The organism is Stutzerimonas sp. S1, from assembly GCF_025966695.1.
Classification (GTDB): domain Bacteria; phylum Pseudomonadota; class Gammaproteobacteria; order Pseudomonadales; family Pseudomonadaceae; genus Stutzerimonas.
Window position 1 is genome coordinate 175,606 of record NZ_JAOEIY010000004.1, and the last position, 13,883, is coordinate 189,488.

At 61.3% G+C, this 13,883-nt stretch carries 14 protein-coding genes; 3 read left to right on the plus strand and 11 right to left on the minus strand.

Translation table 11 applies throughout. The annotated features are described in order from the left end of the window. Positions 1-8 precede the first annotated feature (8 nt). The 5 genes from N8H22_RS10025 to N8H22_RS10045 form a co-directional block, all read right to left on the minus strand. On the minus strand, positions 9-506 hold the full coding sequence (locus N8H22_RS10025; RefSeq protein WP_264590361.1) for an LEA type 2 family protein: 498 nt from the start codon (positions 504-506) through the stop codon (positions 9-11). Between the two features lie 138 nt (positions 507-644). Continuing rightward, positions 645-1,379 carry an S-methyl-5'-thioinosine phosphorylase gene (locus N8H22_RS10030; protein ID WP_264590362.1) on the minus strand — a complete coding sequence of 245 codons (735 nt, stop codon included), beginning with the start codon at positions 1,377-1,379 and terminating at the stop codon, positions 645-647. A 26-nt stretch (positions 1,380-1,405) separates the two neighbouring features. Beyond that, positions 1,406-2,404, minus strand: coding sequence for a beta-N-acetylhexosaminidase (gene nagZ, locus N8H22_RS10035; protein ID WP_264590363.1), 999 nt, complete (start codon positions 2,402-2,404; stop codon positions 1,406-1,408). Positions 2,405-2,408: 4 nt separating this feature from the next. Further along, complete coding sequence (locus N8H22_RS10040; protein ID WP_264590364.1) at positions 2,409-2,945, minus strand: L,D-transpeptidase; 537 nt, start codon at positions 2,943-2,945, stop codon at positions 2,409-2,411. A gap of 39 nt (positions 2,946-2,984) precedes the next feature. Beyond that, positions 2,985-3,692 (minus strand): TetR/AcrR family transcriptional regulator, encoded by a 708-nt coding sequence (locus N8H22_RS10045; protein WP_264590365.1) that lies wholly within the window; start codon positions 3,690-3,692, stop codon positions 2,985-2,987. A gap of 208 nt (positions 3,693-3,900) precedes the next feature. Here N8H22_RS10045 and lexA point away from each other — a divergent pair, with 208 nt between their 5' ends. Next, complete coding sequence (lexA, locus tag N8H22_RS10050; protein WP_264590366.1) at positions 3,901-4,509, plus strand: transcriptional repressor LexA; 609 nt, start codon at positions 3,901-3,903, stop codon at positions 4,507-4,509. Between the two features lie 10 nt (positions 4,510-4,519). After that, entirely contained in the window at positions 4,520-4,987 is a 468-nt protein-coding gene (gene sulA / locus N8H22_RS10055) for an SOS-induced cell division inhibitor SulA (RefSeq protein WP_264590367.1), read from the plus strand. Positions 4,988-5,045: 58 nt separating this feature from the next. Here the strand turns inward: sulA and N8H22_RS10060 are convergent, their stop codons facing one another. Continuing rightward, positions 5,046-5,285, minus strand: a complete 240-nt coding sequence (locus tag N8H22_RS10060) for a hypothetical protein (RefSeq protein WP_008570830.1) — start codon at positions 5,283-5,285, stop codon at positions 5,046-5,048. 172 nt (positions 5,286-5,457) lie between these two features. On the opposite strand from N8H22_RS10060, the gene N8H22_RS10065 reads away from it, so the two are divergent. Beyond that, positions 5,458-6,303 carry a DMT family transporter gene (locus N8H22_RS10065; protein WP_264590368.1) on the plus strand — a complete coding sequence of 282 codons (846 nt, stop codon included), beginning with the start codon at positions 5,458-5,460 and terminating at the stop codon, positions 6,301-6,303. Between the two features lie 15 nt (positions 6,304-6,318). Here N8H22_RS10065 and N8H22_RS10070 read toward each other — a convergent pair whose 3' ends face one another. The 5 genes from N8H22_RS10070 to fadB all read right to left on the minus strand — a co-directional run bounded on the left by N8H22_RS10070 (position 6,319) and on the right by fadB (position 13,562). Further along, entirely contained in the window at positions 6,319-6,837 is a 519-nt protein-coding gene (locus N8H22_RS10070; RefSeq protein WP_264590369.1) for a DUF6586 family protein, read from the minus strand. Positions 6,838-7,003: 166 nt separating this feature from the next. After that, positions 7,004-9,604: a type I DNA topoisomerase gene (gene topA / locus N8H22_RS10075; RefSeq protein ID WP_264590370.1), complete on the minus strand. Its 2,601-nt coding sequence runs from the start codon at positions 9,602-9,604 to the stop codon at positions 7,004-7,006. Between the two features lie 247 nt (positions 9,605-9,851). After that, positions 9,852-10,079: a DUF1653 domain-containing protein gene (locus tag N8H22_RS10080; protein WP_264590371.1), complete on the minus strand. Its 228-nt coding sequence runs from the start codon at positions 10,077-10,079 to the stop codon at positions 9,852-9,854. Positions 10,080-10,220: 141 nt separating this feature from the next. Beyond that, positions 10,221-11,396, minus strand: a complete 1,176-nt coding sequence (fadA, locus tag N8H22_RS10085) for an acetyl-CoA C-acyltransferase FadA (protein ID WP_264590372.1) — start codon at positions 11,394-11,396, stop codon at positions 10,221-10,223. A gap of 18 nt (positions 11,397-11,414) precedes the next feature. After that, entirely contained in the window at positions 11,415-13,562 is a 2,148-nt protein-coding gene (fadB, locus tag N8H22_RS10090; RefSeq protein WP_264590373.1) for a fatty acid oxidation complex subunit alpha FadB, read from the minus strand. Positions 13,563-13,883 lie beyond the last annotated feature (321 nt).

Sequence of the window (13,883 nt, forward strand, 5' to 3'; positions counted from 1 at the left end):
TGCGTGGACTACTCAGGGATGAAATTGCCGGGAATTATCTCGCCATTGGACGCAACGTGCACGCGCCGACCAAGCATCATGCCGATCTTTATCTCGCCGTCGAGCCGATAGCGAATCGGACGATCAGGCTTCTCCAACAGGCGGACGATGTACTTCATGTGCTTCCACAGGTTGGTATGCACCGGCACTTCGTAATAGTCGAAACCGTTGGCCGGCACCGTTAACCACCCACTGGACTCGCCGCTGGCGAGTTCGATGTCGTTGAGATGGACGGTATAGACGAGCCCGCGCACCGGCAGGCTGTGATCGTTGGGATTGTCGATGCGAAAGCGCAGCAGGAACTGCTGCTCCAGCAGGCGCGCCTTGATGATTTCGACCTTGGCGAGCTCGACTTTCGGATCTTGGAATGAGGCGCCGAACCAAGTGGAGCAGCCGGCAAGGAGGCTGAAGAGACTCAGCAGCACCACGGTGCTTAGCATTCTTATTCTGCGTGGCTGGTAAAGCATTCCGATACTCCAAAGGACGGCTCAGTGTAGCAAGCAACATTTCTGCCGCAACGGGGAGGCGCCACAAAATGAACAGTCTCACGCGCCACGATGACAATCCTGTTTCCGTTTACCGTCGCCCTCTCGCCCTGCCTGTGCTTACGCCAGGATACGGGCCAGTACCGCGCGCGCCTTGCCAATGCCCTCGACGAGTGCCGCCTCGATCTCGCTCATGGTGATCACGCCACTCGACTTGCCGGCGGCAGGATTGACTACCAGCGCCAGACAGGCATACGGCAAGTCCAGCTCGCGCGCCAGTACCGCCTCCGGCATACCAGTCATACCGACGATATCGCAGCCGTCGCGCTCCATACGGGCGATTTCGGCGACCGTTTCCAGGCGTGGGCCCTGGGTGCAGCCATACACGCCGTGGCTGCTGAACGCACACCCTTGCGCCGCAAGCGCCGCGATGAGTCGTTCGCGCAGATCCCCATCGTAGGGAAAGCTGAAGTCGATATGGGTGACGTGGTCGATATCACCCTCGAAGAAGGTATGTTCGCGGCCATAGCTGTAATCGATGACCTGATGCGGCACACAGAAGTGCCCCGACCCCATCGCCGCATGAATGCCACCCACGGCATTTACCGCGACGATCGCTTGCGCGCCGGCCTGCTTGAGCGCCCACACATTGGCCCGATAGTTGACCTGATGCGGCGGAATACGATGCGGATGTCCATGTCTCGCCAGAAACAACACGTCACGGCCAGCATATTCACCGAAAACGATATCCGCTGATGGCGACCCGTACGGCGTCTCGATCGCTTTGGTCTCGCGCAGCACGAGACCATCCAACTCGGTCAGCCCGGTGCCGCCGATGATTGCATGAACAGTCATGGAGATTTCCTCGAAAACGGGATTATTCAGTCGATGAGACCGGCGCCACGCAACATACCGACCGACTCCAGCCAGCGCGGATGCTGCTTGTAATCCAGCGAAGCGATCCCGGCACTGCGCATGCGCGCCAACGTCGGAGCAGGTTTCACATCCAGACGCTGGAGGGCCGCGAGCGCTAATTCCGCAGCCGCGCGATCGTTGCACACAAGCCCCATGTCACAGCCGGCATGCAGGGCTGCCTCGATCCGCGCGGCCGCATCGCCTGCCACGTGCGCGCCGGCCATGGACAGGTCATCGCTGAAGATCACACCGCGGAAGCCCACCTCGCCGCGCAGAATGTCCTGCAGCCAGCGCTTGGAGAAACCCGCCGGCTGATCATCGACCTTGGGAAAGATGACATGAGCTGGCATTACCGCATCGAGCACGCCGGCCAACGCCTTGAACGGGATCAGATCGTTAGCCCGAATCTCATCAAGGCTACGGTCGTCGACCGGAATTGCCACGTGCGAATCCGCCTCGGCCCAACCGTGACCGGGGAAATGCTTGCCAGTTGCCGCCATGCCCGCCGCACGCATGCCGCTGACGAACGCCGCAATCAGCTCGATCGCGCGTGCGGGGTCGGCCTCGAAAGCCCGAGAACCGACGACCGTGCTCCGCTGATGGTCGAGATCCAGCACCGGCGCAAAGCTGAAATCCAGGCCCACCGCCGCCACTTCAGTGGCCATTACCCAGCCGCAGGCCTCGGCCAGTCTGACGCCGTCGACACAATGGGAAAACTCCCGCATCGCCGGCAGTCGCACGAATCCCTGGCGCAGCCGCTGGACACGGCCACCCTCCTGATCCACTGCCAGCAACAGCTCCGGACGCAGGGCCCTGATCGAACGGCACAGTTCCAGCACCTGGCGCGGATGTTCGATGTTACGGGCGAATAGAATCAGCCCGCCGACTTCCGGTTGACGTAGCAGTTGACGATCCTCGGCGGTCAGCCAAGTACCGCCGATATCCAGCATCAGTGAGCCTTGCATGAGGTTACGCGAATCCTTGATCGATCTCGGCCGCAGCCCATTCCGGGTGCGAAGCCTCTTCTATAAATACTGGGCAATGCAGCGGCACCTGCTCGAATAGCAGGACGAGGTCTGCATTGCGCATTCGAATACAGCCATGAGAGAGCGCTACGCCCATGGGCTCACAGTCGGGGGTGCCGTGCAGGTAGATATAGCGGCGAAAGGTGTCGACTTCGCCCAGCCGGTTGACGCCGACCTCGCACCCGCTCAACCAGAGGATGCGGCTCAGAATCCAATCGCGACCGGGAAACTGCTGATGCAATCCCGCAGACCAGATTTCCCCGGTCCAGCGCCGACCACGCAGCACCGCGCCCATCGGCAAACCCGCACCGATACGCGCACGCACCTGATGGAGTCCGCGCGGCGTACAACCGGAGCCATTTCTCTCACCTGCGCCGTTACGCGCGCTGGAAACGGGAAAGCGACAGCTCAACCGGCCTTCGGCAACGCCATAGAGCTGCTGGTCAGCAAGAGAGATATACAGACAATCGAGAATGGTCATGGGCGGCTAGCTTAGCCGATGGAGGGACAACCTAGAACCTCAGCCCTTAGCCGGCATGGCGACGGCATTACGCCGGCCCTTGGGATGGGCCTCGGCCAACGTCGAATCCCCAACCCCGCTTTCAGCACGCATGCCTGCCGCCAGGAACGGTACCATCATCCGCATGACCTGCTCGATGGACGTCTTGACGCCAAAGTCGTTCTCCGCGATCGCCCGCAGGGCCTTGATTCCGGACATGCTGAATGCCGCAGCCCCCAGCATGAAGTGCACGCGCCAGAACAGTTCGATCGGCGGAATCGCCGGCGCAGCCTCATGCACGCGCATCATGTAGCGGCGGAACACCTTGCCGTACATATCCTCGAGATAGCGCCGCAAGTGACCCTGACTCTGACTGAAGGAAAGGCCGAGCAGACGCATGAAGATCGACAGATCGTCGCCGCTGCGCGGTTTAACAGCGAGCGCCTGGTCGACCAGGATCTCCAGCAACTCCTCAAGCGTGTCCGGCTTGTCTGACAGTGCCTCCCGCCGATCGAGTTCGCGCTCTAGGCTGACACAGAACGGGCCAAGAAAACGCGAGAAAACCGCTTGGATGAGCGCTTTCTTCGAGCCGAAATGATAGTTCACCGCAGCGAGGTTAACGCCAGCCTTGCTGGTGATCAGGCGAAGCGAAGTCTCGGCAAAGCCTTTTTCAGCGAACAGCTGTTCCGCTGCATCCAGAATGCGCTCAACTGTTTCGGACTGCGCCATGCCCCCTCCAATGACGAACATCTGTTTGAAACTTACGTTTCACCAAAAAGCAAGTCAACCACGAAAGTCGGGTATGACACTAGCGCCTTGTCGTCGCGCCAGCATCCCCGAATCATCCGACGGCATTGAAGCGCGACAAAAACAGCAATTGCCAAGGCTCGATCACTGTATATAATCCCAGTCACTGTATAAAAGAACAGAGACCGCCATGATCAAGCTGACGCCTCGCCAGTCGGAAATCCTCGCCTTCATCAAGCGCTGCCTGGAAGACAACGGTTACCCGCCCACCCGAGCGGAAATCGCCCATGAGCTCGGCTTCAAGTCCCCCAATGCTGCCGAGGAGCATCTGAAGGCCCTGGCGCGAAAAGGCGCTATCGAGATGACGCCCGGCGCCTCGCGCGGGATACGCATTCCGGATTTCGAGCCTGCCACACAGGAAGGCAGCCTGCCGATCATTGGTCGGGTAGCCGCAGGAGCGCCCATTCTGGCGCAGCAACATGTCGAAGAATCCTGCCAGATCAATCCGGCATTTTTCCACCCGCGCGCCGACTACCTGCTGCGGGTACGTGGCATGAGCATGAAGGACATCGGCATCTTCGATGGCGACCTGCTGGCCGTCCACAGCACCCGCGACGCGCGCAACGGTCAGGTCGTCGTCGCACGGGTTGGCGAAGAGGTTACCGTCAAGCGCCTCAAGCGCGAAGGTGACAAAGTCTGGTTATTGGCGGAGAACCCCGAGTTCGCACCTATCGAAGTGGATCTCGAACATGAAGACTTCGTGATCGAGGGCTTGAGTGTCGGCGTGATACGCCGCTAGGAGACGTTCGATGCAGTACCTCCCCACGACAAACGCCAAGCCGCAGCTGTCTCTCTTCGAGGGGCTGATCGCTCATGGCATGCCGCCCTTTCTCGCCGAACCACCGCCGCCGCAACTCGAGCGCCTGAGTGAGTTGAGCCTGAGCGGCAACAGCGAGCACTGTCGGCTGCTACTCGCCCCTATGCTGCGCGAACTCAGCGATGCTCCCGACAGCCGCTGGCTGACGCTGGTCGCCCCTCCGGCATTTCTGTCATCCCACTGGCTGCGCGAAACCGGGCTGAATCGCGAACGCATCATTCTGCTGCAACCTCGCGGTATTCAGGGCGCACTGGAGCTGACCTGCAAGGCGCTGACTTCCGGCTGTAGCCACACCGTCGTCAGCTGGTTTGCTCACATGGATGCCCGCATGCGCAGCACGTTGCATAGCGCCGCCAGCCAGGGCAGCGCTCAGAGTCTCAACATTCGCCTAGGCCGCTAGCTAGATAGTCCCGACAGGCACATGGATCGTGCCGAATTCCCCGCTACACCCACCTCGCTCAGTGCAGTACCCGCGGCTCATCCTCGTACTCGATCTCGCCATCACCTTCTGACATCCGTCCAGCCATCTGCACACCTACGTTGAACATCGCCTTGGCGATCTCCACATGCTGGCCCTGCAGAAAGAGTTTCGCGTCATCGGAGAAATCCAGCGTCACCAGCACCTCTTCGTCTTCGGCACGGCGCAGTACGATGCGGCCGTCAGGTAGCTCGACAATTTCCAGAAACGAGGTAGGCATTCGATCAGCTCTCCGAGAAAGGCGCGCATTGTACCAGCCGACCATCAAGGCAGCAGCCTTCCGGCATCAGGCAACCCACCATGGCCGGGTTTCATGGGTGACCGTCCACGACGTAGCATTACTCGGACCGACACTGCCCAGCACAACACACACAAGAACAGGCCGAGTCTCCATGACGCCCCGCATTCTGTTGCTTACCACCTTGGCCATGCTTGCCTTCGCCGGCAATTCGCTGCTGTGCCGGATCGCCTTGCGAGACACCGCCATAGACCCCGCCAGCTTCACCGGCGTGCGCCTGCTTGGCGGTGCGCTGACACTCTGGCTTCTGATGCTGCGACGGGAACGTCGCGCGATACCGGACGGTGACTGGTACGGTGCGGTGGCCTTGTTCGTGTACGCCGCGGCGTTCTCGTTCGCCTATCTGCATCTCGACGCCGGCACCGGCGCGTTGCTGCTGTTCGGCGCCGTACAATTGAGCATGATCGTGTGGGGTCTGATACGTGGCGAGCGCTTCGGCCACTGGCAGGTAGTCGGCCTCATCCTGGCGATGGGCGGCCTGATATTTCTGCTGCTGCCGGGCAGTAGCGCGCCATCATGGCATGCTGCGCTGCTGATGCTGGCCTCCGGAGTCGCCTGGGGAATCTATTCGCTGCGGGGACGCGGGACCGTCAATCCGCTGAATGCCACGGCCGGTAACTTCGTGCGAGCGGTGCCGCTGGGCATCCTGCTGAGCCTGTCGGCCTGGAATCAGTTGCAGTGGGATATCCCGGGCCTGGTTTACGCCCTGCTCTCGGGTGCCCTCGCCTCCGGCGTCGGCTACGCGATCTGGTATTCGGCGCTACCCGGTCTGACGGCGATCCAGGCCGCCAGCGTGCAACTGAGCGTGCCGTTGCTGACCGCCGTTGCCGGAGCGTTGCTGCTTGGCGAAGCACTGACGGGCCGCCTGCTGATCGCCGGTACGGCTATTCTCTGTGGCATTGCCCTCGTCATGCTGACTCGCAAGCCGGAACAGTCATGATGTGGAAGCGCCCGCTCACCACTCGGTCAGCGACTCGCGAAAGCGCAAGGCCAAGCTTTTCAGGTTCTGTCGCCAGAGTTCGAGTTCAGCCCGGGCCAACACTGGGGCCTGCTCTTCAACACTGACGGTCTCGATAAGCGGTTGGCGTGGATCAGTCTTCGCTGTCACCGGCGCACGCGGAGGCTCGAAGAGCGCCGCATAGGCTTCCAGCAGACAGGCCAGCCAAGTCTCCCTCTGTTCGACCAGCTCCACCAGCTCCGCCAGTTCAGGGCTAGGCGCTGCATCGAGTACCGGACGCGTCAGGATCAGCTCGACACGCGGCGCACCGGCACCAGGAGAACGATAGTAGCCCGCGATTTCATGACAGAGTCCCAACAGCGCGCCGTAGAGATGGAACAGGCTCGCCTCACGCTCGGCCTGGATCAGCCCCTGCGCATTCAGCGAGCCCGACTCCTCGGCCTTGCGCCAGCTGTCCAGCGACAGACCTGCGAAGTAGATTTTCTGGTTGGTTCGGGTATAGAACTCGTGAGCCATGAGACGCTCTCCGAATGGCAAGAAAGTGCTGCAAGGATGGACCCGCGCGAGCGCCAATGCCAGAGCCGCAAGAAAGGCCACGCAGCACGGACTGACCTCGCTGCTGAGCGACTCAGTCAGGCCAGATGACGCACTCCAGCACGTCCCTGGCCTACCGCCGCTGCGATTATTTCTCTTCGACCTTCCACTTGCCGCCGACGAAGAAGGCCTTCCAGCCAGTCGGCTTGCCCTCGACCTCGGACTGCACATACTGCTCTTTGGTCTTGCGACTGAAGCGGATGACGGCAGGTCGGCCTTCCGGATCCTGTTGCGGTGCGTCCAACAGAAAGTGGTACTTGGGATCAATCTCGTCGCGGTGCGGGATCAGCTCCTTCACCAGCGGCGCGCGGGTCTCGCGGTTCTTCGGGAACTGGCTCGCAGCCAGGAACAGACCGGATGCACCGTCGCGCAGCACGTAGGTGTCGTTGACCTTCTCGCACTGCAATTCGGGCATCTTCACAGCATCCATCTTCGGCGGCGCAGGTTCACCGTTCTTCAGCAATTTACGGGTGTTCTTGCACTCGCTATTGGTGCAACCGAAGAACTTGCCGAAACGCCCCGTCTTGAGCTGCATCTCGCTGCCGCACTTGTCGCATTCCAGGCTCGGACCTTCATAGCCCTTGATGCGGTACTGGCCTTCCTCGATCTCATAGCCGGGGCAGTCGGGGTTGTTGCCGCAGATGTGCAGCTTGCGTTTCTCGTCGAGCAGGTAGGCATCCATTGCAGTGCTGCAGATGGGACAGCGATGCTTGCCCAGCAGCACCAGCGATTCGGACTCACCCTCGTCATCCGCTGCAATCTCATCGCCCGGCACCAGATTGATCGTCGACTTGCAACGCTCTTTGGGCGGCAGACTGTATCCCGAGCAACCGAGGAACACGCCAGTGGAGGCCGTGCGGATCATCATCGGCCGGCCGCAGACCTTACAGGGAATGTCGGTTAGCGTCGGCTGATTGGCACGCATGCCGTGCTCGCTGCCCTCGGCCTGTTCGAGCTTCTTCTTGAAGTCGCCGTAGAACTCGTCGAGCACATGCTTCCACTCGCGCTCGCCCTGAGCCACATCGTCCAGATGCTCTTCCATGCCGGCGGTGAAGCCGTAGTCCATTAGGTTCTCGAAGCTCTCGGAAAGGCGCTCTGTGACGATGTCGCCCATCTTTTCCGAATAGAAGCGGCGGTTGTGTAGCGAGACGTAGCCGCGATCCTGAATCGTGGAAATGATCGCCGCATAAGTGGACGGCCGGCCGATACCGCGCTTCTCCATTTCCTTGACCAGGCTCGCTTCGGAGTAGCGCGCCGGCGGCTTGGTGAAGTGCTGGCTCGGATCGAGCTTGAGCAGCTTCATGGCGTCGCCCTTGCTCATTTCCGGGAGCACGTCGTCCTCGCCGGCCTTACTCTGCTGCGGCATGACCTTGGTGTAGCCGTCGAACTTGAGGATGCGGCCCTTGGCGCGCAGCTCAAAGTCACCGGCCTCGACCGTCACGCTGGTGGACAGGTACTGCGCCGGCGGCATCTGGCAGGCGACGAACTGGCGCCAGATCAGCTCGTACAGGCGCTCGGCGTCACGCTCCATGCCGGAGAGCTGATTGGGCCGCAGATTGACGTCTGACGGGCGAATCGCCTCGTGGGCCTCCTGAGCGCCCTCCTTGCTCGAATAGACGTTCGCCTTCTCGGGCAGATACTTGTCACCGAACTCGCTCTCGATGAAGCCGCGCACCATGGTGATCGCGTCGGCCGAGAGGTTGGTCGAGTCGGTACGCATATAGGTGATGTAGCCCGCTTCGTAGAGCCGCTGAGCCATCATCATGGTCTTCTTCACGCCGAAGCCGAGGCGATTGCTCGCGGCCTGCTGCAGCGTGGAGGTGATGAACGGTGCCCCAGGCTTACTACTGGTCGGCTTGTCCTCGCGCTTGCTTACGCTGTAGCTCGAGCCCTTGAGCTTCTCCAGCGCGGCGTTGGCCTGCGCCTCGTTCAGTGGTTTGAAGGCCTCGCCCTTCTCGCGGGCGACCTCGAAACGCACCTTGGCCTGCTGCGCGGTCGCCAGATCCGCGTGCACCTCCCAATACTCTTCGGGAACGAAGGCACGAATCTCGCGCTCACGCTCGACCACCAGCTTCACCGCCACCGACTGCACCCGGCCAGCGGACAGGCCGCGGGCAATCTTCGCCCACAGCAGCGGCGACACCATGTAACCGACGACGCGGTCGAGGAAACGCCGAGCCTGCTGGGCATTGACTCGATTGATATCTAGCTCGCCGGGCTGCGAGAACGCGTCCTGAATTGCCTTTTTGGTGATCTCGTTAAACACCACACGCTTGTAACGACTATCGTCACCGCCGATGGACTCCCGCAGGTGCCAGGCAATGGCCTCCCCTTCTCTATCCAAGTCGGTTGCGAGGTAGATGGTGTCGGCTTCCTTGGCCAGACGGCGAAGCTCCTCGATCACCTTTTCCTTGCCGGGCAGGATCTCGTACTTGGCCTTCCAGTCATGCTCCGGATCAACCCCCATGCGCGCGAACAACTGACGCTTGGCTTTCTCCTTGGGCGACAACGCCGGTGCCTCAGCCGCCGCAGCCTTGCCACGCTTGGCCGGCTCCTTGTTGGCCGAACCGCTGGTGGGGAGGTCGCGGATGTGGCCGATACTCGACTTCACCACGTACTGGTTGCCCAAATACTTGTTGATTGTCTTGGCCTTGGCCGGTGATTCCACGATGACCAGCGATTTACCCATGGAGAGGAGAGTTCCTGAATCTAGAGGTGAACGGAGGAAACGCCTCCGGCAATTTGCGCGCACATCTGCAGCTGGGGGCCAGTCCCCTTGCATCAGCAGTGATGCACTGTAGATGAGCCTTCCGACTGCGATCGATGTCGCAAGACCGAGTGCGATAGCCGCCACTCTGTCCGAAAAGCACCGCTATATATAGTGGCGACCGCGGCAAGGTCAAGCGCGGCGCCGGATGAGCAAGCCTATCAGCCTCTCAGTAGCGGCTCGGCTCGGCTTCGATCAAGGCGAACCGGGGCACGGTTTCACCGTCGACTTCGACGGTCTCGACGAACATCGACAACGGCCGTACCCAGAGTCCGTAATCGCCGTAGAGTGCCTGATAGAACACCATCGACTCTTCCGTCTCGGAATGTCGCGCCACCGCAAACACCCGGTACTCTGGCCCCTTGTAATGGCGATAGCGCCCGGGCTCCACCTGCATGCCAGCCTCCTACGTGAACACTGTTCTATAAAAAGAAAAACCGGGGCACCAGGCCCCGGCTTCCTTGCGCCGACCGACAGTCAATGCTCGCGGTCTCGCGAACCTGGCTGGCAGCCTAGCGCAGTCGTTTGCATCTGTCTGTCAGAGGCGCTCGAAGACCGTGCTGATCCCCTGGCCCAGACCGATACACATCGTAGCGACACCGAGCGTACCGTTGTTCTGTTTCATCACGTTCAGCAGGGTGCCGGAGATACGCGCACCGGAGCAGCCGAACGGGTGACCCAGGGCGATCGCGCCGCCGTGCAGGTTGACCTTCTCTTCCATCTTGTCGAGCAGCTTGAGGTCCTTGAGCACCGGCAGGGCCTGTGCGGCGAAGGCTTCGTTCAGCTCGACGTGGCTGATGTCATTGATGGTCAGGCCGGCGCGCTTGAGCACCTTCTGAGTGGAAGGCACCGGACCGTAACCCATGATCGCCGGATCGACACCCGCCACCGCCATGGCACGAACCACGGCCATCGGCTGGATGCCGAGATCCTTGGCGCGCTGAGCGGACATGACGATCATGCAGGACGCGCCGTCGGTGATCTGCGAGGACGTACCTGCAGTTACGGTACCGCCCTTCGGATTGAACGCCGGCTTCAGTGCGGCCAGGCTTTCCAGGGTGGTGTCCGGACGGATGGTTTCGTCGAAGTCGAAGACCTTGAGGAAGCCGTTCTCATCGAAACCTTCCATCGGGATGATCTCGTCCTTGAAGTTGCCTTCCACGGTCGCCTTGTGCGCCAGGCGGTGCGAACGCTCACCGAAGGCATCCTGCTGCTCGCGGGTGATGCCGTGCATCTTGCCCAGCATTTCGGCGGTCAGGCCCATCATGCCGGACGCCTTGGCGGCGTACAGCGACAGCTGCGGGTTCGGGTCGACGCCGTGCATCATGCTGACGTGGCCCATGTGCTCCACGCCACCGATAACGAACACGTCGCCATTGCCGGTCTGGATGGCCTGCACGGCAGTGTGCAGAGCGCTCATGGACGAACCGCATAGGCGGCTCACGGTCTGGCCAGCGCTGGTGTGCGGAATGCGCGTCAGCAAGGAGGCCATGCGCGCGATGTTCCAGCCCTGCTCAAGGGTCTGGTTCACGCAGCCCCAGATCACGTCCTCGACTTCGGCCGGGTCGATCTTCGGGTTGCGCGCCAGCACGCCGTCGATCAGCTGTGCGGACATGGTTTCAGCGCGGGTATTACGGTGCATGCCGCCTTTGGAGCGCCCCATCGGGGTGCGACCGAAGTCGACGATGACTGCATCTCTTGGATTCAGGCTCATGAATTCTCTCTCCCTCGATTAACCGTAGAAGCGCTGGCCGTTGGCAGCCATCTCGCGCAGCTTCGCGGTCGGGTGGTACAGCGGGCCCAGGTCGGCGTACTTGTCGGCCATCGCGACGAACTCGGCGACGCCGATCGAATCGATGTAGCGCAGCGCGCCCCCACGGAAGGGTGGGAAGCCGATGCCGTAGATCAGGCCCATGTCGGCCTCGGCAGCGGTTTCGACGATGCCGTCTTCCAGGCAGCGCACGGTTTCCAGGCACAGCGGGATCATCATGTAGTTGATGATGTCCTCGTCCGACAGCTCGCGCGTCTCGGCAACGATCGGCTTGAGCAGCTCGTAGGCCTGGGCATCGACGACCTTCTTCGGCTTGCCCTTCTTGTCCATCTCGTAGGCGTAGAAGCCCTTGCCGTTCTTCTGGCCGAGGCGGTTGGCCTCGTACATCACATCGACAGCCGTGCGGGTGTCGTCCTTCATGCGATCCGGGAAGCCTTCAGCCATCACGTCACGGCCGTGGTGGCCGGTGTCCATGCCGACGACGTCCATCAGATAGGCCGGGCCCATGGGCCAGCCGAACTTCTCCATCACCTTGTCGGCGCGAACGAAGTCGACACCGTGGGCGATGGCGCGGGCGAAGCCGCCGAAGTACGGGAACAGCACGCGGTTGACCAGGAAGCCCGGGCAATCGTTGACCACGACCGGGCTCTTGCCCATCTTCTTGGCGTAGGCGACGGTGGTAGCGATAGCCACTTCGCTGGTCTTCTCGCCACGGATCACTTCCACCAGCGGCATCATGTGTACCGGGTTGAAGAAGTGCATGCCGCAGAAGTTTTCCGGACGCTTGAGCGCCTGGGCCAGGTAGCTGATGGAGATGGTGGAGGTGTTGGAAGCGATGATCGCGTCTTCGCGAACGTGGCCTTCCACCTCGGCCAGCACAGCGTGCTTGACCTTCGGGTTCTCGACCACGGCTTCGACGACGATGTCGACATTGCCGAAATCACCATAGGACATGGTCGGGCGGATCGCGTTGAGCGCCTGAGCCATCTTGTCAGCGGTCAGACGGCCTTTCTCGACACGTTTGCCGAGCAGCTTGGAGGCCTCGTCCAGACCCATCTGGATACCCTCTTCGCGGATATCCTTCATCAGGATCGGCGTGCCCTTGACGGCGGACTGGTAGGCGATGCCGCCGCCCATGATGCCGGCGCCGAGTACGGCAGCCAGTTTCACGTCGCGGGCCTGCTTGTCGTAGGCCTTGGCTTTCTTCTTCAGCTCCTGATCGCTGAGGAACAGGCCGACCAGGCTCTGCGCAACCGAGGTCTTGGCCAGCTTGACGAAGCCGGCGGCCTCGACTTCGATGGCCTTGTCGCGGCCGAAGTTGGCGGCTTTCTGAATGGTCTTGATGGCTTCGACCGGGGCCGGATAGTTCGGGCCGGCCTGGCCAGCCACGAAGGCCTTGCTGGTTTCGAAGGCCATCATCTGCTCGATGGCGTTGAGCTTAAGCTTGTCCAGCTTCGGCTGACGCTTGGCCTTGTAGTCCAGCTCGCCGGAAATGGCGCGCTTGACCAGATCCAGTGCAGCGGCTTGCAGCTTCTCCGGAGCGACCACGGCATCGACTGCATGAACCTTGAGCGCGTCTTCGGCACGGTTTTCCTTGCCGGATGCGATCCACTCGACGGCGTTATCGACACCGATCAGACGCGGCAGGCGCACGGTGCCGCCGAAGCCCGGGTAGATGCCCAGCTTCACTTCCGGCAGACCGACCTTGGCGGCGGTGGACATGACGCGATAGTCGGCAGCCATGCACATCTCGAAACCGCCACCCAGGGCGATGCCGTTGATGGCGACCACGGTGGGTACGCCCAGGTCTTCGAAATCACTGAAGATCTTGTTCGCTTCGAGGTTGCCGGCAACCAGCTCTTCATCGGGCAACTTGAAGTTGTCGACGAATTCGGTGATGTCGGCGCCGACGATGAATACGTCCTTGCCGCTGGTGACGATCACGCCCTTGACCGAAGCGTCGGCCTTGATGGCGTCGACAGCCTGGCGCAGATCGTTGAGAGTGAGGCGATTGAATTTATTGACGGACTCACCCTTGAGGTCGAAATTCAATTCGACGATGCCGCTCTCAAGAGCCTTAACCGTGATGGCTTTACCTTCGTAAATCATCAACTGATCTCCAGGTATGGAAGCTGAACGTTACGTGTCTCACGTCTTCGGCCCTGACTCGACCGCGCCTTGCGGCGAACGACACCCACCGACACGATAATCCGGGTGACCGGCATCTGCTCTGGCAAACGCTCGATTCATACGCCCGTTTGATTTGGGTCGGCACACCTTCGGGGAAAAGCGCAGCATTGTCAATCGGCTGGTTTGCCTAACCGAAAGTCACCTGTCAGCGGAAATTTCGCGACTGCCTAGTCACCATCGACAACGCCGATCTGCCTGCATTCACCACAGCGATGAAGGCATTGCCCGGGCAGGCTGAAA

Coding starts and splice junctions, on each gene's coding strand:
- sulA (WP_264590367.1), top strand. CDS start 4,520: ATGCAGTACCTCCCCACGACAAACGCCAAGCCGCAGCTGTCTCTCTTC.
- N8H22_RS10070 (WP_264590369.1), bottom strand. CDS start 6,837: ATGGCTCACGAGTTCTATACCCGAACCAACCAGAAAATCTACTTCGCA.
- nagZ (WP_264590363.1), bottom strand. CDS start 2,404: ATGCAAGGCTCACTGATGCTGGATATCGGCGGTACTTGGCTGACCGCC.
- lexA (WP_264590366.1), top strand. CDS start 3,901: ATGATCAAGCTGACGCCTCGCCAGTCGGAAATCCTCGCCTTCATCAAG.
- N8H22_RS10080 (WP_264590371.1), bottom strand. CDS start 10,079: ATGCAGGTGGAGCCCGGGCGCTATCGCCATTACAAGGGGCCAGAGTAC.
- N8H22_RS10040 (WP_264590364.1), bottom strand. CDS start 2,945: ATGACCATTCTCGATTGTCTGTATATCTCTCTTGCTGACCAGCAGCTC.
- fadB (WP_264590373.1), bottom strand. CDS start 13,562: ATGATTTACGAAGGTAAAGCCATCACGGTTAAGGCTCTTGAGAGCGGC.
- N8H22_RS10030 (WP_264590362.1), bottom strand. CDS start 1,379: ATGACTGTTCATGCAATCATCGGCGGCACCGGGCTGACCGAGTTGGAT.
- topA (WP_264590370.1), bottom strand. CDS start 9,604: ATGGGTAAATCGCTGGTCATCGTGGAATCACCGGCCAAGGCCAAGACA.
- N8H22_RS10045 (WP_264590365.1), bottom strand. CDS start 3,692: ATGGCGCAGTCCGAAACAGTTGAGCGCATTCTGGATGCAGCGGAACAG.
- fadA (WP_264590372.1), bottom strand. CDS start 11,396: ATGAGCCTGAATCCAAGAGATGCAGTCATCGTCGACTTCGGTCGCACC.
- N8H22_RS10065 (WP_264590368.1), top strand. CDS start 5,458: ATGACGCCCCGCATTCTGTTGCTTACCACCTTGGCCATGCTTGCCTTC.
- N8H22_RS10060 (WP_008570830.1), bottom strand. CDS start 5,285: ATGCCTACCTCGTTTCTGGAAATTGTCGAGCTACCTGACGGCCGCATC.
- N8H22_RS10025 (WP_264590361.1), bottom strand. CDS start 506: ATGCTTTACCAGCCACGCAGAATAAGAATGCTAAGCACCGTGGTGCTG.